This window comes from Knoellia locipacati (genome assembly GCF_044791685.1).
GTDB lineage: Bacteria > Actinomycetota > Actinomycetes > Actinomycetales > Dermatophilaceae > Knoellia > Knoellia locipacati_A.
In genome coordinates, this window is record NZ_CP087730.1 from 2,577,633 (window position 1) to 2,597,119 (window position 19,487).

Genomic DNA, 19,487 nt, shown 5'->3' on the forward strand with positions numbered 1-19,487 from the left:
ATGAGCCACCCCCTGGAGAGCTCCCGAGCCTGGGTCGACGAGGGCACCGCCCTGTGCCGCAAGGCCATCGCGGACCTCGACGAAAAGACCGTCCGTATGCCGTCCGCCCTCGACGGCTGGACCCGCGCCCACGTCGTCGCTCACCTCGCGGCGAACGCCGACGCGGTCGGCAACCTCGCGACCTGGGCCCGGACGGGCGTCGAGACCCCAATGTACTCCTCACCGCAGCAGCGGGCCGAGGACATCGAGGCCGGGTCGGCTCGCTCGCTCGACGACCTCCGGGAGTGGTTCGACCGCTCCGCCGACCGGCTTGCGGCCTCGTTCCACGCACTCTCCGCCGACCAGTGGGAAGCGCCGGTCCGCACGGCCCAGGGGCGCACCGTCCCCGCGACCGAGACCCCGTGGATGCGGGCCCGCGAGGTCATGGTCCACGCCGTGGACCTCGCAACCGGCGTCACCTTCACTGACCTGCCGAGTGACTTCCTCGAGGCGCTCCAGGCCGACATCCGCGCGAAGCGCGGTCCCGACGCCGTGCCCGAGGTGAGCGGACCGCTCGCCGAGGTCACGGCATACCTCGCGGGTCGGCCGTTCCACGACGTCGTGACCCGCGACGGCCACCGCGCCCCGGCACTGCCGGCCTGGCTCTGAACGACCGAACACACCACATGACACAAGGAAGTGTTGACCATGACCAGCAACGTTGTTGACCCGAACGCGGGAGCCATCGTCGTCGGTGGCGGCATCGGAGGGCTCGCCGCCGGCATCGGCCTCGTCCGCGCGGGAGTGCGCGTGCGGCTCTTCGAGCGCGCGGCGGAGTTCGGCGAGGTGGGAGCAGGTCTGCAGATCGCGCCCAACTGCACCCGGATCCTCGCCGAGCTCGGGCTGCTCGACGAGGTGCTCGCCCTCGGCGTGCGGCCGCAGTCGATGGTCATGAAGGACGCCGTCGACGGTGGCGAGCTCACCCGGCTCGACCTTGGCGACCTCGAGGAGCGCTACGGCTTCCCCTACGTCGTCATCCACCGCAGCGACCTGCACGGCGTGCTGCTGCGCGAGGCCTGCCGGCTGGGAGTCGAGCTCGTCAACAACGCTGCGGCAGTGGCCTACTCGACCGGCACCGACCACGCCGAGGTGACGTTCGCCGACGGCACGACCCACCGCGCCGAACTCGTCGTCGCGGCCGACGGGCTGCACTCCGTGGCCCGCAGCCTCGTCTCCGACGACGAGCCGGTGAGCTCGTCCTACGTCGCCTACCGCGGCGCCGTGCCGATCGGGGCGGTGCGCGAGGACGGCGTCTCCGAGACCGACGTCGTCGTCCACGTCGGGCCCGGCTGCCACTTCGTGCAGTACCCGCTGCGCGGTGGCGCGATGTTCAACCAGGTCGCCGTCTTCGAGTCGCCGAAAGCGATTGCAGGACAGGAGGACTGGGGCACGCCCGACGAGCTCGACGCGGCGTTCTCCCGCACGTCGGAGGAGGTCCAGCAGGGGCTCCGCCACATGTGGCGGGACCGCTGGTGGCGGATGTTCGACCGTGACCCCATCTCGACGTGGGTCCACGGCCGGATCGCGCTCCTCGGAGACGCCGCACACCCGCCGTTGCAGTACATGGCGCAGGGTGCGGTCATGGCGATCGAGGACGCCTGGGTGCTGTCGCAGCACGCCGCCCGCCTGACCGACCGCATCGGCCGCGTCGACTGGGACGGTGCGCTCACGGCATACCAGGCGGTTCGTCCCGAGCACTGCCGGCGCGTCCTCACGACGGCACGCGACTGGGGCAAGCTCTGGCACCTCGACGGGCAGGAGCGGCTGCAACGCAACGCGGTGCTCACCGCTCGTGAGACCGACGACTACGCGTGGATCGACTGGATCTACGGGCCGACCGCGCTCTTCCCCGAGGACGAGCCCGAGCGCTACCCGCAGACCTCGCTCGCGTCGGCAGCAGCCGAGGTGAGCGTGCCTGCCTAAGTCAGGACAGGGTCAGCCGCACGACGTTGCGGTCCACCAGTGCTGCGCTGAGCTCTTCGAGGGTGGGGAGGCGGTCCACGTTGAGCTGCAGACCCAGCCTGTTGGCCCGGTCGCGACCCATGGCCGCGAGGAGGTCGGAGAAGATGACGGCCACCTCGTGGGGATCGTCGACCAGCACGCCGCGGGCGTGACGACGGCGCCCGTCCAGGGTCACGTCGCAGTCGGCGCCGTTCCTGAGGTTGCGCCTCCAGCTGCCCCCGGCAGAGGCCACCAGGCCGCCGTGGTGCTCGTGGCGCCCCACGGGGACGACATACACGCGTCCGGTCCTACGGCCCGTCACGTGCAGCAGCATGAGGTCCTTGCTGAAGGCACGGTGAGCCGGCGACCTCAGCACGGTCCTCAGGATCGGGTTGAGGATCCTGATCACCGCGGCAGGTGGGGGTTTGTCCTCCACCGCCGGGCCGCCGTCGTCGCGCACGCTTGGCACTGTCCGCGGTCCCGCGCCCTGTGAACAGAGTCATCATGGGACTCACCACGTGGGCACCATGACGGTGACGCGGGACCACATCCGACGGAGGGCCGGTTCAGGGGGCTCCTGCGTGCTCAGATGTGCTCAGGTGCCGGCGGCGAGGGCTCCGCGGTGGTCCCGGCAGGACGCGTGGCCCTGGCGGGGGCGGACCTGCGCTCGGCACGCTTCTCGCTGAGCAGCTCTTGGAGCTCCGGGTCCGACTGGACGAGGTAGACCAAGCCGCAGTTCTGCGGTCCGTCGGCGCCGGGGAAGCAGAGGCTGCAGGGTTCGCCGAGGCGGATCGGGCACATCGGCTGGGGCTGTCGGGGCAACGGAGTCTCCTCACTCGTACGAGGAGGTTAGGCCTGCAGCACGAGCCCGCACCTGGGTCCAAGGTCCCGCTGGTCGACCAGCAGGGTCGGTGACGGCCGAGGTCAACAGACCCGGACAGCGGTCAGAGCTTGGTCATCTTGCGGAACGGCGTCTCGACCCGCACCGTCTTGTTCGTGAAGTCGACCGTCACCCCACTCGCGTCGACACCCACGACTCGACCCAGGCCATGGGAGTCGTGGCAGACGCGATCATTGACCGCGAACAACTCGACCTCCGGCTCGGACCGGGCAGCGAACGGGCTGTTGGCGTGACGCGGACGCGGGTGTGCTGATGACGGGACCATGTCCCTGAAGTATGCGCCTTCTCCGCCGCTGTGGCGAACGCCGCAGGTCAGGGGTTGACAGTGGGGCGCGACAGGTCGACCTTGAAGAGGTCGGCCAAGGTGGGCCGTGCAGGCACAGGGAGGGAGCGCCACATGGCCATGTCGATCTTCGCCCGCGTCGGCACCATCAAGGGTGAGTCGCGCGATGCCCAGCACAAGGACGAGATCGAGGCACTGTCGTGGTCGTGGGGTCTGTCCCGGGCCGCGACGCCGGGTCGTGGAGGAGGCGCCGGCATCGCGCGGGCGGGCCGGCCGACCTTCCACGACTTCACCTTCACGCACCGGATCGACAGGGCCTCGCCGGCGCTGATGACCGCGTGCGCGACCGGGCAGCACATCGCCGACGCGGCCATCTCCGTGCGCAAGGCCGGCGCGGGGCAGCAGGACTACCTCCTCATCACGATGAAGGATGTCGTCGTCACGGGCGTCTCGACGAGCCTCAGCGCCGAGGCCGACGACACGACCGAGATCGTCGTGCTCGAGTTCGGCAAGGTCGACTTCGAGTACCGGCCGCAGCAGGCCGACGGCAAACTCGAGGCCGGGGTCCACTTCGTCTACGACCTGAAGGCGCACCACTGACCGCACTCTGAACGGACATGGCGGTAACTGCGTCAGTCCGCGGAGCGCAGCCCGCCGTCGGATGGTACGTCCGCCCCGAGCGGGTCCGCCCCGACCGGGTCCAGCGCGTCCGGCGTCAGCCCATCCGACTCGAGATCGTCCGGCGTCAGCCCTTCCGGCTCCAGCGCACCCGACTCAAGGGCGTCGGTGAGCAGCGACACCAGCGCCTCGAGCTGCACGTCCGCCGACGAGCCGACCTCCTCGTCGGACCCGTCGAGCGCCCGCGCGGCCAGGCCGGCCTTGTCGTCGATGAGCTGGGCGAGCCGTGAGTCGATCGTCTGAGCGGCGATGATCCGCCACGCCGTGACCGGCTCGGTCTGCCCGATCCGGTGCACGCGGTCGATGGCCTGCGTCTGCTCGGCCGACGTCCACGACAGCTCAGCGAGCACGACGTTCGACGAGACCTGGAGGTTGATCCCGACGCCGGCAGCGCTGAGCGAGCAGACGATCACCTCGACGGCGGGGTCGGTGAGGAACGCCTCGATGTTCTCCTTGCGCGACTTCGGGCTCTGGTCGCCGCGAATCGACGCGTAGCCGATGCCCCGCTTCTCGAACGTCGCCTCGGCCACGTCCATGACGTCGATGTGCTTGGCGAAGAAGACGACCTTGCCGACGTTGCGGGCCAGCTGGGCGGCGTAGTCGGCGGCGAGCCCGGCCTTGGCCTGACCGATCCGGCGCATGAGCGTGAAGACGTTGTCGCCCTTGTCGCCCGAGCCCGTGCCGGTGTTCTTGAGCTCGGCCGCCGCGACCCGGCGGACGAGGTCGTGGTCGATCCCGTCCGTGCCGTCGCTGCCCGAGACCGCGCCACCGGTGACCGCCCCCGACTCCTTGCGGGTCGCGATCGTGTAGCGGTAGCGCTCGACCAGCCGAGCGGCGAGCTCGGCCTCGGCGGCCCGGATGGACCGGCCGACGGCGTCGTCGAGCTCGACCGGCAGGTCTGCGACGCGACGAGCCGGGATGTCCGAGGCCACGTCAACCTTGCGCCGGCGCACGATTCCCATGTCGATGACGGTGTTGCGTGCGGCCCCGTAGAACCCGTGGTCGGACGGCGCCAGCCCCTTCGACTCGAGCGCCGCCATGAGCGCCGGCCGCGGCTGCTTGTCGTCGATCCACCCGAGGAACTGCCAGATCGCCCGGAAGTCCTCGATGTCGTTGATGAGCGGCGTCCCCGTGAGCGCCATGAACAGCGCGTTGGGGATGCGCTCGCGGATGCGCTCCGCCAGCGCGAGGACGTTCTGCGAGCGCTGCGACGTCTTGTTCTTGATGAAGTGCGCCTCGTCCACGACCATCCCGCGGAAGCCGTGGCTGCCCAGCCAGCCGACGTGGCGGTCGAGGATCTCGTAGTTGACGATGACGATGTCGGCGAACCCGTCGACGGTGTCACCGTCGCCGTGCACGACCGTCGCTGTCCGGCGCGGGGTCCACAGCTCGGCCTCGTGCGCCCAGTTCGCCTTGACGACGTTGGGGACGACGACGAGCAGCGGGAAGGCGTGCGCCGCGTCGGCCGCGAGCAGCGCCTGCGCCGTCTTGCCGAGACCCGGCTCGTCGGCGAGCAGGAAGGTGCGGTGACCCTCGGCAGCCGCTGCGACGACCTGGCCCTGGTGGTGCATGAGCTCGAGGTCCTTGATGCCGTGCACGACGTTCGAGGGCTCAGGCAGGGGCATCGAGGTGGCGTCGCCGCCGTACTCGAACGACCGGAACAGCGGGCTCAGCAGCTCCCATCCGGCGAGCCGGTTCGTCGTCGGTCGCGGGGCGTGCGCGATCGAGAAGTCGGGCGCGAGGAAGGGGTTGGCCAGCTGTCGCGCGATGACCGTCTGCGGGACCACGCTGCGGTTCGCGGGGGCCGGACCGGTCGTCTCCGGCTCGGGCGCCTCCTCGGGCTCCGGGTCGGGCTCGCGCCCTGCGGCCGTGAGCATGTCGTTGCGCAGGCTGGCTGCGGCAGGCGACACGGCGGCGCCGTCCGCGAGCAGCTGCAGCAGCGAGGTGTCACGGGCCGCGGTCTTGGCGAGGATCGTCGCGATCCCGTCGAGCCGGGTCATCATCGCGGTCCGCTCACCCTCGGAGATGGTGGTGTCGGCCCTGACCCGGGTGCGCTCCTCGCGGACCAGCAGGGCGACGACCTGGTATGCCGTCCGCTCCCGCGGGCGCACCTTGCCGCGCTGCGCGGAGGCCTCGACCTGGCGCACGGCCTTGGCCAGCACGGGGATGATGCCCTCGCCGTCGCCGCCCCGCGGGTGTCGACGGTCGCGTGACGGCGTGCGCGACTGCGTGCGGGATGAGCCGCCACGTCGCTGAGGTCGCTGGGCCAAGCGGAAACCTTCTCCTGAGTCAGGCACGGCCAGGGCGCGGATCGGCGCCGGACCACCGTGCTGGGGCAACGCGGTCACCGAGCCGGATGCACGGCATACCGGCTCGAAGGCGAACGCGTAGCGGGGGATGAGACCCCGGCCCCTTGTCGCTGAGCGCCCTCGCCGAACGACGGGGCGCACCACAAGGCTACGTGCTCCGCGGGCCGACGGGTACCTCGACGGCCCGTTCGTCTCAGGAGCCGCCCCCGCAGGCCCTGGGTCGTTGCCGGTGAGGAGGGCCGGTCGATACGCTCCGCGAGGGTCGGGCGCTCGCCGGACCTGCCCGACGGGAGGAACACCGTGTCATCAGCATCGGACGACTGGCCCAGCCTCCACGAGCTCGCCCGTGAGGAGCACGAGACCATCCTCTCCGAGCTCACCGAGAAGGTCGCCTACGACCTCGGGCGAGCGGCCGCCGACGCGGCGTGGGCCGACCAGCTGCCGGTCGTCGTGGGGATCTGGCGTGGGGAGCACCAGCTCTTCCACGCCGCGCTCCCCGGCTCCTCGCTCGACAACGACGAGTGGCTGCGCCGCAAGGGCCGGGTCGTCATGCGGTTCGAGCACTCCTCGCTCTACATGGGGCAGGTGTGCCGGGATGCGGGGACGACGCTGCAGGGGAAGTTCCTGCTGCCGGAGTCCGAGTACGCGGCACACGGAGGCGCGGTCCCCCTGCGCGTCGCGTCGGCCGGGGTGGTGGGGTGGATGGGCATCTCGGGTCTGCCGCAGCTCGACGACCACGCGCTCGTCATGCGGATCCTGCGCGAGCACGTCACCACCTTTTCCGGCTGATCACGGACGGGCGGTGTCCGGCCCGGAACCGTCCCCGGCTGAACCCTCCGTTTTCCTGATCGCCGGAAAAGGGGAGGCGGTGCCGCGGGTTGGGTGGCTCCAGCCGCCCAGTGACAGGATGACGACCATGCAGATCGCCCAGACCTCCGCCATCGTCACCGGCGGCGCCTCCGGCCTCGGTGCCGCGACGGCCGCCGCCCTCGCCGCCCAGGGCGCCCACGTCCACGCCTTCGACCTCGCCGAGAGCATCGAGCAGGCCCCGCAGGTCGACGGCGTCACCTACGTCGCGACCGACGTCACCGACGAGGAGCAGGTGCGCGCCGGAGTGGCCCAGGCCGCCGCCGACACCGCGTCCCCGCTGCGGGTCGTCGTCAACTGCGCCGGCATCGGCCCGAGCGCGCGCATCCTCGGCAAGAAGGGCGTGCACGACCTCTCGCTCTACCGCAAGGTCGTCGAGATCAACCTCGTCGGCTCGTTCACCGTCCTCGCCGTCGCCTCCGAGGCGATCGCGCAGACCGAGCCCGACGAGCACGGCCAGCGTGGCGTCATCGTCAACACCGCGAGCATCGCCGCCTACGACGGCCAGGTGGGCCAGGCCGCCTACAGCTCCTCCAAGGGCGGCATCGTCGGGCTCACGCTGCCGGCGGCCCGCGACCTCGCCCAGTACGGCATCCGGGTCTGCACCATCGCCCCCGGCATCGTCGAGACCCCGATGCTCGCGACCGTCTCCGACGAGTTCCGGGCGGGCCTCGCCGCCGGTGTGCCGTTCCCGCAGCGCCTCGCCATGCCGGCCGAGTACGCCAAACTCGCGCTCGCGATCGTCGACAACGACTACCTCAACGGCGAGACGATCCGCATGGACGGCGCCCTCCGGATGGCCCCGCGCTGAGCCGCTGCCGCGCGCACCGCTGACATGGACATGGGCCTCGCGCTGCTGCCGGGCGTCGACTGGTCCGTCTCGGTCGTCGACCTCGGCAGCGGCGAGGTGCTCGCCTCCCACGCGCCGGACCGTCTGCTCTCGACGGCGAGCGTGGGCAAGGTCTTCGTCCTCGTCGAGCTCGCCGAGCGGCTCCGCTCGGGCGAGCTCGCTCCCGACCAGCCGCTCGACCGCCGCGCCGTCGCCCCGGTCGCGGACTCCGGCCTGTGGCAGCACCTCATGACCGATGTCCTGCCACTCGTCGACGTCGCCCGGCTCGTGGGCGCGGTGAGCGACAACCTCGCCACCAACGTCCTCATCGACCTGCTCGGCCTCGACGCGGTCCGCGCCCGGGCCGGGGAGTGGGCGCCTCGCGGGTCCGACCTCGTCGACGTCGTCCGTGGGCTGCGCGGTCCGGACGACCCGCCTCACCTCAGCCTCGGCTGCGCCGCCGACCTCGTCGACGTCCTCGCGCGGCTCTGGACCGAGCGGTCGACGTCCGGCTCGGTCGGCGAGACCGTCCTCGGCTGGCTCGCCCCCGGCATGGATCTCTCGATGGTGGCCTCCGCCTGGCACCAGGACCCGCTGTCGCACGCCGAGGAGCCGGCCGGGCCGGTCATCGTCAACAAGACCGGCACCAACCTCGGGGTGCGCGCCGACGTCGGGGTCGTCGACAGCGGCGGGCGAGCCACGGCATACGCCGTGCTGGCGAACTGGACCGAGGACCCTCCCGGCAACGGCCGCGACGAGGTCATGCGGGCGCTGCGCGGCATCGGCGACGCCGTCCGCGCGGCCGTGGGCTGACCCACCCCGACGTGACAGGGTGACGGCATGAGCAGCGAGCACGAGCACCGCCCCGGCCACGCCCACTTCGACGAGGTCGCCCGCACCTGGGACGACGACCCCGCCAAGATCGAGCGCGCCCACGCCACCGCGGCCCTGCTCCGTGAGGCGCTCGCGCTGACCGGAACCGAGCGGGTGCTCGAGATCGGCGGCGGCACCGGCCGTCTCAGCCTCGCCCTGGCCGACGACGTGGGCTCGGTGCTCGTCACCGACGCGTCACCGGGGATGGTCGAGGTCGCCAGCGACAACATCGTCGAGGCGGGGGTCGCCGACCGGCTCACCGCCCAGCGCCTCGACCTCGTCGCCGACCCGCTGCCGGACGAGCGCTTCGACGGCGTGTGGGCCCAGCTCGCGCTGCACCACGTGGGCGAGGTCGACCTCCTCCTCGAGCGGGTCCGCTCGATCCTCGTCCCCGGCGGCTGGCTGGCCGTCGTCGAGCTCGACGACGACCGGGCCGGTGCCTTCCACGCCCACCACGACGACTTCACGGGGCACGACGGGTTCGACCGCGACGCCTTCGCGGAACGCTTGCGCGACAACGGGTTCCGCGATGTCGTGGTCTCGGACGCCGGTTCCGTCGAGAAGGAGCTCGGCGGCGACCACCAGGGTCGGGGGACGTTCTCGATGTTCCTCGCCGTCGGCCGTGCCTGAGCGCATGACCCGCACGCTGCGCGACGACCTCGGTCACGACGTGGTCCTGCCCGACACCCCCGTATGCCGTGTGGTCTCGCTCGTGCCCTCCCTCACCGAGGCGGTGGCCGCGACCGCGCCCGGCGCCCTCGTCGGCGCCACCGACTGGTGCACGCATCCGGCCGACCTCGACGTGCCCCGGGTGCGCGGCACGAAGAACCCCGACCGGGCGGCGATCGCCGTGCTCCAGCCGGACCTCGTCATCGCCAACAAGGAGGAGAACCGCGAGCTCGACGTGCAGCGGCTGCGCGCGGACGGCATACCGGTCTGGGTCACCGAGATCGAGACCGTGCCGCAGTCGCTGGCCTCGATGCGGCGGCTGTTGCTCGACGCCTGCGGGTGGGACGAGCCGGCCTGGCTGGCCGAGGCCGACCGGCTCTGGGCAGGGGAGGTGCCGGCGCCACGCGCCACGGTCGTCGTGCCGATCTGGCGCGACCCGTGGATGGTCGTCGGGCACCCGACGTTCACCGCCGACCTGCTCGCCCGCGTCGGGTTCGAGGTCGTCACCGCCGGTGAGCCCGGCCGCTACCCACACGTCGACGTGGACCGGCTCGACGCGGCGGGCGCCGACCTCGTGCTGCTGCCCGACGAGCCGTACGTGTTCACCGCGGACGACGGGCCGGAGGCGTTCTCGCGCACGGCCACCCGGCTCGTCAACGGTCGCCTCATCACCTGGTACGGGCCGTCGCTCGTCGAGGCGCGGTCCACCCTCGACGGGCTGTCCTGAGCGGGGCCGGGCTCGGTCAGACGTCGGCGTAGAGGACGCGGAACCGCTCGCACACGACCGGCATGTCCGGCGAGAAGCCGTGCTCGTGCGTGGCGTGCTCCGTGAAGAAGCGCTGGTGCACCTCGCGCCACGTGGCGAGTGACCGGTCGCCCTCGCCCTCGAGCCGGGCGTGCTCCTCGCCGACCTGGTCGAACGGCACGACCTCGACGTCGGTGGTCTCGATGAGGGCCCGGGGCATGCCGGAGCCGTCGAGGACGATGCTCAGCTCGCCCTTCTCGGGCACCTTCTCGTCATCGGCCTCGTAGTCCCAGAGGGCGCTGGCGGTGGCCGTCTTCGTGCCGGCGAGGACGAGGTCGAGCAGCTCGTCGGCCTGCGACTCGCTGGCGCCGAACGACCACGCCGGCGGGGGCACGGAGTCCAGCGGCGTCGGGCCGAAGTACGGCGAGGAGACGTTGAGCTTGGCGTGCACACGCGCCAGCTCCCAGAAGGTGGCGACGCGGTCGTCTTCGCTCATGCCCTCAGCCTAGGTGGGGCTCCGCCCCGGCCCGGCTGGGGCTCTGCGCACGCCCGGGTGGGGCTCCGCCCCGGCCCGGGTGGGGCCTCGCGCCGGGTCCGACACCGCGGGGGAGACTGGGGGCATGGCGAAGCGAACGGGATCCGAGCGCAGGGTGACGACGTGAGGGCCGTGGTCCACACGGCATACGGAGAGCTGCCGACCGTCGGCGAGGTGCCGGAGCCGACCTGCGCGAGGGACGGCGCCGTCATCGCCGTGCGGGCCACCGGGGTGTGCCGTTCCGACTGGCACGCCTGGAAGGGCCACGACCCGGTTGACCTGCCGCACGTCCCCGGTCACGAGCTGGCCGGGACGGTCGCCGAGGTCGGTGCCGACGTCACGCGCTGGCGGGTCGGGGACCGGGTCACCGTGCCGTTCGTCTGCGGCTGCGGGGTGTGCGAGTGGTGCCTCGCCGGTGAGGCGCAGGTGTGTCCTGACCAGACCCAGCCAGGGTTCACCGGCCCGGGGTCCTTCGCCGAGCGGGTCGCGATCAGCGCCGCTGACGTCAACCTGGTCGCGCTGCCGGACTCGGTCGACTTCGTCACGGCCGCGTCCCTCGGGTGCCGGTTCGCCACGGCGTTCCGGGCGATCACCGCGCACGGCCGTCTCGAGGCAGGGCAGGTCCTGGCCGTCCACGGGTGCGGAGGCGTCGGGCTCTCTGCGGTGATGATCGGTGCGGCCCTGGGCGCCACCGTCGTCGCGGTCGACGTCAGCGAGGCCGCATTGGCGCGCGCCCGCGAGCTGGGCGCGGCGCACGTGGTCGATGCGAGCAAGGACCCCGATCCCGCCGCCACCATCCGTGAGCTGACCGGGGGAGGGGCGCACGTGTCGGTCGACGCCCTCGGAGCACCGGCCACCGCGGTCGCGTCGGTCGCGTGCCTGCGGCGCCGCGGCCGGCACGTCCAGGTCGGGCTGCTGCTCGGCTCGTCGTCGACGCCGCCGCTGCCGATGGACCGGGTGGTCGCGCACGAGCTGGAGCTCTACGGCTCGCACGGGATGGCGGCCCACGAGTACCCCGCCATGCTTGCGCTCGTCGAGGACGGCACGCTGCGGCCCGACCTCCTCGTCGGCGACGTCATCCCGCTGGACGGGGCCGGTGCGGCGCTCGCGGCGATGGACCGTCCGGCGACGTCTGCCGGCATGACCGTCATCAGCCTCCCGGGCTGACCGGGAGCGGACGCTGGCCGGACGAAAACCGGCTCCCGCTGGGCCTCCCGGGGACGGATTTCGTCCGCGCGCGGGTGTCCGTGTAGCATTCCCGACGCACTCAGCCCGGGTCTGACCCGGTGCCTGATCGGCCCCCTTAGCTCAGTCGGTAGAGCGTTTCCATGGTAAGGAAAAGGTCGTCGGTTCGATTCCGACAGGGGGCTCTGGTCCGGGCCAGCACCTCGCGTGCCGGCCCTCGACCCCCAAGGCGGGGTAGCTCAGCTGGTTAGAGCGCACGACTCATAATCGTGAGGTCGCGGGATCGAGCCCCGCTCCCGCTACTCAAGGCGATTTCGGGGAATACCCGTCCTCGCGTATTCTGTTGTGCTGGCGTCGCGCGCAAGTCCCTTGGCGCGGCACGCTGACACACTTCACACACGATCAACGTTTCCCGAGAGCAGGTTGCCCCGATGGCCAAGGCCACTGACGTCCGCCCCAAGATCACCATGGCGTGCACGGAGTGCAAGGAGCGCAACTACATCACCAAGAAGAACCGTCGGAACGACCCCGACCGTCTCGAGCTGGCGAAGTTCTGCCCCCGCTGCAAGAAGCACACCGAGCACCGCGAGACCCGCTGACCCCAGCGTCTCGATCGGCCGAAGCCGCCCCCACGTCATGTGGAGGGCGGCTTCGCCGTTCCGGCTGCGACTGCGCGTTGCCTAGAGTGTCCGCATGCCCGTGAACGCAGACTTCCAGGGTCGGTCCTATCCACCGAGCGGTCCGTATGCCGTGACCGCCGCCGAGATCGCCGCCTTCGCCGCCGCGGTCGGCTCGGACGACCCGGTCCACCACGACGCGGACGCGGCGCGAGCCGCGGGTTATGGCGACGTCATCGCTCCGCCGACGTTCGCCGTGACGATCGCGCAGCGCTGCGACGCCGAGTACGTCAAGGACCCCGACTCGGGCATCGACTACAGCCGCGTCGTCCACGGTGAGCAGCGCTTCGTCCACCACCGCCCCATCACCGCGGGCGACGAGATCCTCGGCGAGCTCACCGTCGACTCGATCCGCTCGGCCGGCGGTCACTCGATGATCACGACCCGCACCGAGCTCGCTGCAGCCGGAGAGCCGGTCTGCACGTCCACGTCCACCATCGTCGTGCGAGGAGGCGAGGACGCATGAGCATCCGCACCGCAGCCGAGACCCAGGCCGGCGACGTCTTCGGACCGCAGTCCGTGCTCGTGACCCGCGAGATGCTCGTGGCCTACGCCAACGCCTCCGGCGACCAGAACCCGATCCACCAGGACGAGGACTTCGCGAGGTCGGTCGGACTCCCCGACGTCATCGCCCACGGCATGTGGACGATGGGTGCCGCCGGCTCGGCCGTCTCCGAGTGGGTGGGCGACGCCGGGCGCGTCGTCGAGTTCGGCACCCGCTTCACCAAGCCCGTGGTCGTGCCGAGCGGTGGAGCTGACGTCGTCATCACCGGCACCGTCAAGAGCGTAGACCCCGAGTCGCGTCGGGCCGTCGTCGACGTCACCGTGACCGCGGCCGGCGACAAGGTCCTCGGCCGCTGCGTCGCGGCCGTCCAGCTCGACTGATGCAGGAGACCCACGACGCCCCGCTCGCCGAGCACACGACGATGCGGGTGGGCGGCCCCGCCGATCGCCTCGTCGTCGCCGAGACGATCGACGAGATCGTCGACACCGTCCGTGAGGTCGACGACGCCGACGAGCCGCTGCTCGTCCTGGGCGGTGGCTCCAACCTCGTCGTCGCCGACTCCGGCTTCGCGGGCACCGTGGTCAAGATCGCGACATCCGGCATCGAGGTCGAGTCCGACGACATGTGCGGTGGCGCGATGATCCGTGTTGCCGCCGGTGAGGTCTGGGACGACGTCGTGAGCCGGGCGGTCGCGGAGGGCTGGTCCGGGATCGAGGCGCTGTCCGGCATACCCGGTTCTTCGGGAGCGACTCCGGTGCAGAACGTCGGCGCCTACGGGCAAGAGGTCTCCCAGACCATCGCCCGCGTGCGGGTCTGGGACCGAGGGACCCAGGAGGTGAGGACCATGACGGCCGACCAGTGCCGGTTCACCTACCGCCACTCGCTCTTCAAGGCGAGCTCGAACTACGTCGTCCTGGACGTGACGTTCCAGCTCAGGGTGGCCGACCTGTCGCAGCCGATCGCCTATGCCGACCTCGCCAAGGGGCTCGGCGTCGAGGTCGGTGCGCGAGTGCCGCTCGCCGAGGCGCGTGACGGGGTGCTCGAGCAGCGTCGACGGCGCGGGATGGTGCTCGACGCGGCGGACCACGACACGTGGAGCTGCGGGTCGTTCTTCACCAACCCGATCATGTCGGCGGAGCGCTTCGACCAGCTCGCCGACCGCGTGCGCGCGGAGCTCGGGGACGACGGACTCACCCCGCCCCGGTTCGCCGACGCGAGTGGCGGGGTCAAGACGAGCGCCGCATGGCTCATCGACAAGGCCGGCTTCGGCAAGGGGTTCGGGATGCCCGGTCCTGCGGCGCTGTCGACCAAGCACACGCTCGCGGTGACGAACCGGGGCTCCGCGACCGCTGCCGACGTGGCCGCGCTGGCCCGGCAGGTGCGCGACGGTGTCCACGACCGCTTCGGCGTCACGCTCGTCAACGAGCCGGTCTTCGTCGGCCACGAGCTCTGAGAGGACCGAGCATGCGGACCCACACGCTGCAGGTGCGGACCGGTGGCGAGGACGTCGTCCTCGACCTCACCGACGAGTGCGCTGACTTCGTGCGGGAGCTCGGCGACGGGCTGCTGCACGTCTTCGTCCCGCACGCCACTGCCGGTATCGCGATCATCGAGACCGGCGCGGGCTCGGACGACGACCTGCTCCGCGCCTTGGCCGACCTGCTGCCCGCCGACGATCGGTGGCGACACCGGCACGGCACCCCGGGCCACGGCCGGTCGCACGTCATGCCGGCTCTCGTGCCGCCGTATGCGAGCGTCCCCGTCGAGGGCGGCCGGCTCGCTCTGGGCACGTGGCAGAGCATCTGCCTGGTCGACCTCAACGTCGACAACCACGAGCGCAGCGTCCGACTGGACTTCCTCGCCGGTTAGCGACGACGCGTCCGGGGCGGCAGCTCGTGCAGCACGAGGTCGGTGATGGCGCCCCCGCCCACCGTGCACGTCAGGTAGGTGCAGTGCGGCTGTCGGCGCCGGTCGGTGGGGGAGCCGGGGTTGAGAAGGCGCAGCCCCTCGTGCTCGGTGTCCCACGGGATGTGACTGTGCCCGAAGACGAGCACGTCGAGATCGGGGTGTGCCGCGCGCATGCGCTCCTCGCGCCCGGCCTTTGCGCCGGTCTCGTGGACGACACCCCAGACCAGACCGCCCAGCTCGACCCGGGCCACCTCGGGCAGGCGGCGGCGCAGCTCGGGTCCGTCGTTGTTGCCCCACACGCCGACGAGCCTGTCCGCTCTCGCCTCGAGGGCGTCGAGCAGGGCGGGGCTCATCCAGTCGCCGGCGTGGATCACGACGTCGGCGGCATCCACGGCGCGCCACACCTGCGCCGGCAGGTCCCGGGCGCGGGCGGGCACGTGCGTGTCGGCGAGCAGGAGCAGCCTCATCGGAGAGTCGTCGTCCGGACGGCGGTCGCGATCAGTCGTCGAGCCGGTCAAGGTCGGTCAACGCCTCCTCCCAGCGACGACGCCGCTCCGGGGCGTCCTGCTCCCACCACGCAGTGCCACGCTCGCCCAGGCCGTGCTTGGCGAGGTCCACCCGACGACGAGAGCGGGCCGGGTCCTCACCGGCCCGGGTGGCCGCGCGCACACCCGAGCGGCCACGGCCCAGGTGGGAGAGGAGTCGCTCGGCGACCTCGGGAGGCAGGTCCGGGTCCTGGCGCCGCCAGCGCCGACCGTTGACGACGAGCCACCGGTCGGGATGCTCCTCCGTCGTGGGCGTCGGCTCAGCCACGACGCGGCTCCTCCGGGTCGGCGCGAACCTGCTGGGAGGCGGCATATGAGGGTTCGCGCAGCCGTGCCCACAACGGGTGTGTCCACGCCCCGGCGGGAGGGTGCCCGACGGGGTGGTGTCGTCGCGTGCAGTCCTCGTTGGTCCAGGTGATGTCGAGCCGGCCTCGCTCGTGCCACGGTCGGCCCGGCGCCGCCACGAGGAGCCGGTAGGACGAGGGCGGGTCGGCCGTGTCCGTCAGGGGGTCGAAGCGCAGGAGCAGTGGGCCCGACGGGGTGCTCAGCGGGAGCAGGGTGGTGAGGGGGCCGTGGTCCTGACGACGGCGGACGGTGAGCAGGTGCCGGGTCAGGACCCCGGTACCGGTCGAGGCGACGAGCACGTCGCCGGACGCTGGCCCCTCCAGCCGGACGGCGAGTCCCTCGATGTCCGGGCCATCCCGCATGCCGGTGGCGCGTGACCACCGCACGAGACAGGGGTGCGGGCCGGGGTCGTCGAGCAGCACCACACCGCTGCGGGCGCCGGGACGGACGGTCAGCAGGCCGGTGCCGCAGAACCCGACCGCGTGCAGGGCCCGGGTGCCGCGCATGCGCGCTGCCAACCCGAAGGTTGCCGCCAGTACCTGCCCGCCGAACCACCCGAGGAGTGCGGTCGACCCCGATCGGATCGTGGCTGACGTCGCGCCCCCGTGCCCTGCGTGACGTGCTTCCATGGCCCCAACCTAGGTGCCGGCAGCCCCGCTTCGGGGGCCGCTGCGTCAGGCGTTGTCGCCCGCGAGCCACGCGTCGATGTCGGCGTATGCCGTCTCGCGCACCTCCGCCGGGGCGCGCGACGCCCGCAGCGAGGCCCGGGCGAGGTCGGCGAGCTCGGCGTCGGAGAACTCGAGCAGTCGCGCGACCTCGTACTGCGCCTGCAGCCTCGACCCGAAGATCAGCGGGTCGTCGGCTCCCAACGCCACGGTCGCCCCGGCATGGACGAGCCGCCGCAGGGGCACGTCGTCGAGGTCGTCGTAGACACCGAGCGAGATGTTGCTCCCCGGGCACACCTCGAGCGCGACACCGTCCTCGACGACGCGGTCCAGGGTGCGGGGGTCCTCGACCGAGCGGACGCCGTGGCCCAGCCGGTCCGGAGCCAACGAGCTCAGGGTCCGCTCCACCGCATCGGGCCCGAGCAGCTCGCCGGCGTGCGGCACGAGCGCGAGCCCGGCCCGTCGGGCGATGGCGAAGGCCGGCGCGAACGCCTCGGTCTCGCCGCGCCGCTCGTCGTTGCTCAGGCCGAAGCCGACGACGGCACCCGGCCCCTCGCCGGCATACCGGGCCGCCAGGCGAGCCAGGGTGCGCGCCTCGAGCTCGTGGCGCATCCGGGACGCCGCGACGATGACGCCGACCTGCGCGGCACCCGGCTCCCGCGACACCGCGGCGGCCTCGTCGAGCACGATCTCGAGCGCCGGCGTGATGCCACCGACAAACGGCGCGTACGAGGTCGGGTCGACCTGCAGCTCGAGCCAGCGGGAGCCCTCGGCCGCGTCGTCGTGGGCGGCCTCGCGCACGATCCGCCGCATGTCGGCCTCGCCGCGCACGCAGTGACGGGCGGCGTCGTAGAGGCTCTGGAAGCGGAACCACCCACGCTCGTCCCGCGTCTCGAACGTCACCGGCCAGTCGGCGCCCAGGGCGGACGGCAGCCGCATCCCGTGCGACTCCGACATCTCGCGCACGGTGGTGACGCGCATCGAGCCGGTGAAGTGCAGGTGCAGGTGGGCCTTGGGCAGGGTGGCGGTGTCGCGCTCGCTGCCGCGCAGGCTGTCGCGCTGGGCGCCATCCACGCTGTCGTTGGCGGCAGCGAGCGAGCTACCCGGCCCGGACGAGTCCTCGCTCACTCCTCGACGATGCGCATGCCCGACTCCTCGGCCGTCTCGCCCTCCGTCGAGCCGGGCTCGCCAGAAGCGAACCCCTCGTCGCCGACGAGGGTGCCCTCGTCGTCCGGACCCGTGCCCTGGTCGGGGCTGGTCAGCGACCCGCCGTCGACGTCGGTGCTGGGCTCGCCGAGGAAGTCGTCCTCGGCCGGGATCGCGTCGGGGTCGTCGCCGCCCACGGGTGCCTCGCCGTCGAGGCCGGACTCGTTGTCCGGGGCGCCGTAGGCGGAGTTGGGGTCCGGCTCCTCCTGGGCGATGCGCTGGTCGATCGTCTCGTCCTGCGCCTGCTCCTCAGCGGTGGTGCCCCACTCGGTGTTGCGCGGCTGCAGGTCGGGCGGCGACACGGGGAGGTTGTCGCCCTCGCTCGAGTCGAGCAGGTCGGGCTGGCCGCCCCCGGCGTCGACGCCGTCGTCGAGGCTCATCGAGCCCAGGTCGTTGTCGAAGCTCTCGGTTCCAGGCTGGTCGCTCATGACCTCAGCCTTGCACGCCCGCCAGCTTTTCGGCGGCCGCGAGGAGCACGCAGGTCGCGACACCGGCCATCGCGGTCTCGACCTCCTCGAGCACGGGGAAGGACGGCGCGAGGCGGATGTTGCGGTCGCGCGGGTCCTTGCCGTGCGGGTACGACGCGCCGGCCGGGGTGAGCGAGATGCCCGCGCCCCTGGCCAGCTCGACGACACGCGAGGCCGTCCCGTCGAGGACGTCGAGGTTGACGAAGTAGCCACCGGACGGCTTCGACCACGTCGCGACCTCGCGACCGTCGAGAGCCGAGGTGAGCGCCTCGTCGACGGCTGCGAACTTCGGCCCGAGGATCTCGCGGTGACGCTTCATGTGCTCGCGCACGCCGTCGGCCGTGCCGAAGAACTGGACGTGCCGCAGCTGGTTGACCTTGTCCGGCCCGATCGATGCGAACTGCTGGTGGCCGAGGTACCAGTCGACGTTCGCCTTCGACGCCGCGAGGAAGGCGACACCGGCGCCGGCGAAGGTGATCTTGGAGGTCGACGCGAACATGATCGGCCGGTTGGGGTGCCCCGACCCCGACGCGAGCGTGATGATGTCCGCGCTCTTGGCCTCGTCCTCGGTGAGGTGGTGGAACGCGTACGCGTTGTCCCAGAAGATCCGGAAGTCCGGCGCGGCCGTCTCCATCGAGGCGAGCTCGCTCGCGACCTCCTGCGAGCACGTCGACCCCGACGGGTTGGCGTAGGTCGGGACGATCCACATGCCCTTGACCGACGGGTCCTTGACGACCTCGCGCACGGCAGCGACGTCGGGCCCGTCCTCGTTCATCGGCACCGTCACCATCTCGATGCCGTACGACGCCAGCATCGTGAAGTGCCGGTCGTACCCGGGCACGGGGCAGACGAACTTCACGGTCGCCTCCTGCGACCACGGCCGCGGCGAGTCGGGCCCGCCGTGGAGCAGCATCTGGACGAGGCAGTCGTGCATCATCGTCAGGCTCGAGTTGCCCCCGGCGACGACCTGGTCCTGCTCGACCCACAGCAGGTCGGCGAACATCGCGCGCAGCTCGGTGAGGCCGGCCAGTCCGCCGTAGTTGCGCACGTCCGTCCCACCGGCGTCCTGGTGCCCGCGCGGGAGGCTGAGCAGCTCGTTGCTCAGGTCGAGCTGCGCGACCGACGGCTTGCCGCGCGTCAGGTCGAGCTTGAGCCCGCGCTCCTGAAGTGCGGCGTATGCCGTGCGCTGGCTCTCGAGGAAGGCCTCCAGCTCGGCGGGGGAGAGGGACGACAGGGCGGCGTGGGTCGGCTCGGTCACGTGCTACATGCTTCCAGACCCGGGCGCGCACCGAAATATCTGCTCAAACCGGGGAAC

At 71.9% G+C, this 19,487-nt stretch carries 25 protein-coding genes and 2 tRNA genes; 16 read left to right on the forward strand and 11 right to left on the reverse strand.

Translation table 11 applies throughout. The annotated features are described in order from the left end of the window. The gene (locus tag LL946_RS11930; RefSeq protein ID WP_404380907.1) at nucleotides 1-648 is read left to right on the forward strand and encodes a maleylpyruvate isomerase family mycothiol-dependent enzyme; all 648 of its coding nucleotides are present in this window, start codon (nucleotides 1-3) and stop codon (nucleotides 646-648) included. A gap of 39 nt (nucleotides 649-687) precedes the next feature. After that, entirely contained in the window at nucleotides 688-1,962 is a 1,275-nt protein-coding gene (locus LL946_RS11935; protein ID WP_404380909.1) for an FAD-dependent monooxygenase, read from the forward strand. 1 nt (nucleotide 1,963) lies between these two features. Here LL946_RS11935 and LL946_RS11940 read toward each other — a convergent pair whose 3' ends face one another. The 3 genes from LL946_RS11940 to LL946_RS11950 all read right to left on the reverse strand — a co-directional run bounded on the left by LL946_RS11940 (nucleotide 1,964) and on the right by LL946_RS11950 (nucleotide 3,146). Then, the gene (locus LL946_RS11940) at nucleotides 1,964-2,440 is read right to left on the reverse strand and encodes a nitroreductase/quinone reductase family protein (RefSeq protein ID WP_404380911.1); all 477 of its coding nucleotides are present in this window, start codon (nucleotides 2,438-2,440) and stop codon (nucleotides 1,964-1,966) included. Between the two features lie 125 nt (nucleotides 2,441-2,565). Beyond that, complete coding sequence (locus LL946_RS11945; protein ID WP_404380913.1) at nucleotides 2,566-2,802, reverse strand: DUF6767 domain-containing protein; 237 nt, start codon at nucleotides 2,800-2,802, stop codon at nucleotides 2,566-2,568. 122 nt (nucleotides 2,803-2,924) lie between these two features. Further along, a complete protein-coding gene (locus tag LL946_RS11950) occupies nucleotides 2,925-3,146 on the reverse strand; it encodes a hypothetical protein (protein ID WP_404380915.1) in 222 nt (73 codons plus the stop codon). 132 nt (nucleotides 3,147-3,278) lie between these two features. Between LL946_RS11950 and LL946_RS11955 the strand changes: the two genes are divergently transcribed. Then, complete coding sequence (locus LL946_RS11955; protein WP_404380917.1) at nucleotides 3,279-3,764, forward strand: Hcp family type VI secretion system effector; 486 nt, start codon at nucleotides 3,279-3,281, stop codon at nucleotides 3,762-3,764. A gap of 32 nt (nucleotides 3,765-3,796) precedes the next feature. Here the strand turns inward: LL946_RS11955 and LL946_RS11960 are convergent, their stop codons facing one another. Then, on the reverse strand, nucleotides 3,797-6,112 hold the full coding sequence (locus tag LL946_RS11960; protein WP_404380919.1) for a DEAD/DEAH box helicase: 2,316 nt from the start codon (nucleotides 6,110-6,112) through the stop codon (nucleotides 3,797-3,799). Nucleotides 6,113-6,451: 339 nt separating this feature from the next. Between LL946_RS11960 and LL946_RS11965 the strand changes: the two genes are divergently transcribed. From LL946_RS11965 to LL946_RS11985, 5 genes are all read left to right on the forward strand, one after another. Next, nucleotides 6,452-6,940, forward strand: a complete 489-nt coding sequence (locus LL946_RS11965) for a heme-degrading domain-containing protein (protein WP_404380921.1) — start codon at nucleotides 6,452-6,454, stop codon at nucleotides 6,938-6,940. A 127-nt stretch (nucleotides 6,941-7,067) separates the two neighbouring features. After that, nucleotides 7,068-7,829, forward strand: coding sequence for an SDR family NAD(P)-dependent oxidoreductase (locus LL946_RS11970; RefSeq protein ID WP_404380923.1), 762 nt, complete (start codon nucleotides 7,068-7,070; stop codon nucleotides 7,827-7,829). A 24-nt stretch (nucleotides 7,830-7,853) separates the two neighbouring features. Then, nucleotides 7,854-8,660 carry a serine hydrolase gene (locus LL946_RS11975; RefSeq protein ID WP_404380925.1) on the forward strand — a complete coding sequence of 269 codons (807 nt, stop codon included), beginning with the start codon at nucleotides 7,854-7,856 and terminating at the stop codon, nucleotides 8,658-8,660. A 27-nt stretch (nucleotides 8,661-8,687) separates the two neighbouring features. After that, nucleotides 8,688-9,350, forward strand: a complete 663-nt coding sequence (locus tag LL946_RS11980) for a class I SAM-dependent methyltransferase (RefSeq protein ID WP_404380927.1) — start codon at nucleotides 8,688-8,690, stop codon at nucleotides 9,348-9,350. A gap of 4 nt (nucleotides 9,351-9,354) precedes the next feature. Further along, the gene (locus LL946_RS11985; RefSeq protein WP_404380929.1) at nucleotides 9,355-10,116 is read left to right on the forward strand and encodes a helical backbone metal receptor; all 762 of its coding nucleotides are present in this window, start codon (nucleotides 9,355-9,357) and stop codon (nucleotides 10,114-10,116) included. A 16-nt stretch (nucleotides 10,117-10,132) separates the two neighbouring features. On the opposite strand, the gene LL946_RS11990 is transcribed toward LL946_RS11985, so the two are convergent. Next, nucleotides 10,133-10,630 carry an ASCH domain-containing protein gene (locus LL946_RS11990; protein ID WP_404380931.1) on the reverse strand — a complete coding sequence of 166 codons (498 nt, stop codon included), beginning with the start codon at nucleotides 10,628-10,630 and terminating at the stop codon, nucleotides 10,133-10,135. A gap of 162 nt (nucleotides 10,631-10,792) precedes the next feature. Here LL946_RS11990 and LL946_RS11995 point away from each other — a divergent pair, with 162 nt between their 5' ends. The 8 genes from LL946_RS11995 (at nucleotide 10,793) to LL946_RS12030 (ending at nucleotide 14,905) form a co-directional block, all read left to right on the forward strand. Continuing rightward, nucleotides 10,793-11,836 (forward strand): zinc-dependent alcohol dehydrogenase family protein, encoded by a 1,044-nt coding sequence (locus LL946_RS11995; RefSeq protein WP_404380932.1) that lies wholly within the window; start codon nucleotides 10,793-10,795, stop codon nucleotides 11,834-11,836. 130 nt (nucleotides 11,837-11,966) lie between these two features. Then, nucleotides 11,967-12,039 (forward strand) — tRNA-Thr (locus LL946_RS12000). A gap of 43 nt (nucleotides 12,040-12,082) precedes the next feature. Beyond that, nucleotides 12,083-12,156 (forward strand) — tRNA-Met (locus LL946_RS12005). A gap of 129 nt (nucleotides 12,157-12,285) precedes the next feature. Further along, nucleotides 12,286-12,453: a 50S ribosomal protein L33 gene (rpmG, locus tag LL946_RS12010; RefSeq protein WP_035913435.1), complete on the forward strand. Its 168-nt coding sequence runs from the start codon at nucleotides 12,286-12,288 to the stop codon at nucleotides 12,451-12,453. A 94-nt stretch (nucleotides 12,454-12,547) separates the two neighbouring features. Next, nucleotides 12,548-12,997 carry a MaoC family dehydratase N-terminal domain-containing protein gene (locus tag LL946_RS12015; protein ID WP_404380934.1) on the forward strand — a complete coding sequence of 150 codons (450 nt, stop codon included), beginning with the start codon at nucleotides 12,548-12,550 and terminating at the stop codon, nucleotides 12,995-12,997. Next, nucleotides 12,994-13,416 (forward strand): MaoC family dehydratase, encoded by a 423-nt coding sequence (locus LL946_RS12020; protein WP_404380936.1) that lies wholly within the window; start codon nucleotides 12,994-12,996, stop codon nucleotides 13,414-13,416. The genes LL946_RS12015 and LL946_RS12020 overlap by 4 nt, the downstream gene beginning before the upstream one ends. Then, nucleotides 13,416-14,489, forward strand: coding sequence for a UDP-N-acetylmuramate dehydrogenase (locus LL946_RS12025; RefSeq protein WP_404380938.1), 1,074 nt, complete (start codon nucleotides 13,416-13,418; stop codon nucleotides 14,487-14,489). Before LL946_RS12020 ends, LL946_RS12025 begins: the two co-directional genes overlap by 1 nt. Before the next feature lie 11 nt (nucleotides 14,490-14,500). Next, the gene (locus LL946_RS12030; protein WP_404380940.1) at nucleotides 14,501-14,905 is read left to right on the forward strand and encodes a secondary thiamine-phosphate synthase enzyme YjbQ; all 405 of its coding nucleotides are present in this window, start codon (nucleotides 14,501-14,503) and stop codon (nucleotides 14,903-14,905) included. Here LL946_RS12030 and LL946_RS12035 read toward each other — a convergent pair. From LL946_RS12035 to LL946_RS12060, 6 genes are all read right to left on the reverse strand, one after another. Beyond that, nucleotides 14,902-15,411 carry a metallophosphoesterase family protein gene (locus LL946_RS12035; RefSeq protein WP_404380942.1) on the reverse strand — a complete coding sequence of 170 codons (510 nt, stop codon included), beginning with the start codon at nucleotides 15,409-15,411 and terminating at the stop codon, nucleotides 14,902-14,904. The genes LL946_RS12030 and LL946_RS12035 overlap by 4 nt on opposite strands. Nucleotides 15,412-15,442: 31 nt before the next feature. Next, nucleotides 15,443-15,757: a 2-polyprenylphenol hydroxylase gene (locus LL946_RS12040; protein WP_404380944.1), complete on the reverse strand. Its 315-nt coding sequence runs from the start codon at nucleotides 15,755-15,757 to the stop codon at nucleotides 15,443-15,445. Continuing rightward, nucleotides 15,750-16,463, reverse strand: a complete 714-nt coding sequence (locus LL946_RS12045) for a phosphodiesterase (RefSeq protein ID WP_404380946.1) — start codon at nucleotides 16,461-16,463, stop codon at nucleotides 15,750-15,752. Before LL946_RS12045 ends, LL946_RS12040 begins: the two co-directional genes overlap by 8 nt. A 45-nt stretch (nucleotides 16,464-16,508) precedes the next feature. Further along, nucleotides 16,509-17,480, reverse strand: a complete 972-nt coding sequence (locus LL946_RS12050; protein WP_404386883.1) for an adenosine deaminase — start codon at nucleotides 17,478-17,480, stop codon at nucleotides 16,509-16,511. A 143-nt stretch (nucleotides 17,481-17,623) separates the two neighbouring features. After that, the gene (locus LL946_RS12055; protein WP_404380948.1) at nucleotides 17,624-18,133 is read right to left on the reverse strand and encodes an adenosine deaminase; all 510 of its coding nucleotides are present in this window, start codon (nucleotides 18,131-18,133) and stop codon (nucleotides 17,624-17,626) included. 4 nt (nucleotides 18,134-18,137) lie between these two features. Next, nucleotides 18,138-19,430 (reverse strand): aminotransferase class I/II-fold pyridoxal phosphate-dependent enzyme, encoded by a 1,293-nt coding sequence (locus tag LL946_RS12060; RefSeq protein ID WP_404380950.1) that lies wholly within the window; start codon nucleotides 19,428-19,430, stop codon nucleotides 18,138-18,140. Between the last annotated feature and the right edge of the window lie 57 nt (nucleotides 19,431-19,487).

Excerpts from the sequence above, each read along its gene's own strand:
- LL946_RS11980 (WP_404380927.1), top strand. The coding sequence starts at position 8,688 with ATGAGCAGCGAGCACGAGCACCGCCCCGGCCACGCCCACTTCGACGAG.
- LL946_RS12045 (WP_404380946.1), bottom strand. The coding sequence starts at position 16,463 with ATGGAAGCACGTCACGCAGGGCACGGGGGCGCGACGTCAGCCACGATC.
- LL946_RS11990 (WP_404380931.1), bottom strand. The coding sequence starts at position 10,630 with ATGAGCGAAGACGACCGCGTCGCCACCTTCTGGGAGCTGGCGCGTGTG.
- LL946_RS11950 (WP_404380915.1), bottom strand. The coding sequence starts at position 3,146 with ATGGTCCCGTCATCAGCACACCCGCGTCCGCGTCACGCCAACAGCCCG.
- LL946_RS12035 (WP_404380942.1), bottom strand. The coding sequence starts at position 15,411 with ATGAGGCTGCTCCTGCTCGCCGACACGCACGTGCCCGCCCGCGCCCGG.
- LL946_RS11935 (WP_404380909.1), top strand. The coding sequence starts at position 688 with ATGACCAGCAACGTTGTTGACCCGAACGCGGGAGCCATCGTCGTCGGT.
- LL946_RS11970 (WP_404380923.1), top strand. The coding sequence starts at position 7,068 with ATGCAGATCGCCCAGACCTCCGCCATCGTCACCGGCGGCGCCTCCGGC.
- LL946_RS11975 (WP_404380925.1), top strand. The coding sequence starts at position 7,854 with ATGGACATGGGCCTCGCGCTGCTGCCGGGCGTCGACTGGTCCGTCTCG.
- LL946_RS11985 (WP_404380929.1), top strand. The coding sequence starts at position 9,355 with ATGACCCGCACGCTGCGCGACGACCTCGGTCACGACGTGGTCCTGCCC.
- LL946_RS11930 (WP_404380907.1), top strand. The coding sequence starts at position 1 with ATGAGCCACCCCCTGGAGAGCTCCCGAGCCTGGGTCGACGAGGGCACC.
- LL946_RS11955 (WP_404380917.1), top strand. The coding sequence starts at position 3,279 with ATGGCCATGTCGATCTTCGCCCGCGTCGGCACCATCAAGGGTGAGTCG.
- LL946_RS12055 (WP_404380948.1), bottom strand. The coding sequence starts at position 18,133 with ATGAGCGACCAGCCTGGAACCGAGAGCTTCGACAACGACCTGGGCTCG.
- LL946_RS12020 (WP_404380936.1), top strand. The coding sequence starts at position 12,994 with ATGAGCATCCGCACCGCAGCCGAGACCCAGGCCGGCGACGTCTTCGGA.
- LL946_RS12030 (WP_404380940.1), top strand. The coding sequence starts at position 14,501 with ATGCGGACCCACACGCTGCAGGTGCGGACCGGTGGCGAGGACGTCGTC.
- LL946_RS12025 (WP_404380938.1), top strand. The coding sequence starts at position 13,416 with ATGCAGGAGACCCACGACGCCCCGCTCGCCGAGCACACGACGATGCGG.
- rpmG (WP_035913435.1), top strand. The coding sequence starts at position 12,286 with ATGGCCAAGGCCACTGACGTCCGCCCCAAGATCACCATGGCGTGCACG.
- LL946_RS12050 (WP_404386883.1), bottom strand. The coding sequence starts at position 17,480 with ATGCGCGTCACCACCGTGCGCGAGATGTCGGAGTCGCACGGGATGCGG.
- LL946_RS12015 (WP_404380934.1), top strand. The coding sequence starts at position 12,548 with ATGCCCGTGAACGCAGACTTCCAGGGTCGGTCCTATCCACCGAGCGGT.